1 protein-coding gene is annotated in these 796 nt (G+C 58.4%); it reads right to left on the bottom strand.

What is annotated here, in order from left to right; genetic code table 11:
* The coding region (locus JV201_RS22125; RefSeq protein ID WP_257903248.1) for a ribonucleotide-diphosphate reductase subunit beta at window positions 1-796 on the bottom strand (796 nt) is incomplete at both ends.

Raw genomic sequence — 796 nt, 5'->3', positions numbered from 1 at the left:
CAGCATCCCACAAGTGCGGGTTTTCGATTTTGATCTGGTTGATCACATCGATACCGAAGTTCAGGTGCATCGACTCATCCCGCAGGATGTAYTGGAACTGTTCTGCCACGCCGGTCATTTTGTTGCGRCGGCCCATGGACAAAATCTGGGTGAAGCCGCAGTAGAAGAAGATGCCTTCCAGGACGCAGTAGTACGCSACCAGGTTGCGCAGCAGCTCTTTATCRGTYTCGACRGTGCCGGTTTCGAACTTCGGATCGGAGATCGAACGGGTGTACTTCAARCCCCASGCAGCCTTTTTGGCGACCGATGGAATCTCGTGGTACATGTTGAAGATCTCGCCTTCATCCATGGCCAGCGATTCGATGCAGTACTGGTAGGCGTGGGTGTGRATCGCTTCTTCGAAGGCCTGRCGCAGGATGTACTGGCGGCACTCCGGGTTGGTGATCAGGCGGTACACGGCCAGGACCAGGTTGTTGGCAACCAGGGAGTCGGCAGTGGAGAAGAAGCCGAGGTTGCGCATCACGATGCGACGCTCGTCGTCGGTCAGGCCTTCCGGGTTTTTCCACAGGGCGATGTCGGCGGTCATGTTGACCTCTTGCGGCATCCAGTGGTTGGCGCAGCCGTCGAGGTATTTCTGCCAGGCCCAGTCGTACTTGAAAGGTACGAGTTGGTTGAGGTCGGCGCGGCAGTTGATCATGCGCTTTTCGTCAACGGCGACGCGGGCGGCGGAGCCTTCGAGTTCGGCGAGGCCTTCGGCGACGTCGAGTTTGTCGAGGGCGGCCTTGGCGCGCACGAT

It is taken from the genome of Pseudomonas sp. Colony2, assembly GCF_019382755.1.
GTDB lineage: Bacteria > Pseudomonadota > Gammaproteobacteria > Pseudomonadales > Pseudomonadaceae > Aquipseudomonas.
The sequence above is the reverse complement of the archived record's forward strand: the minus strand, read 5'-3'. Positions and strand labels throughout refer to the sequence as shown.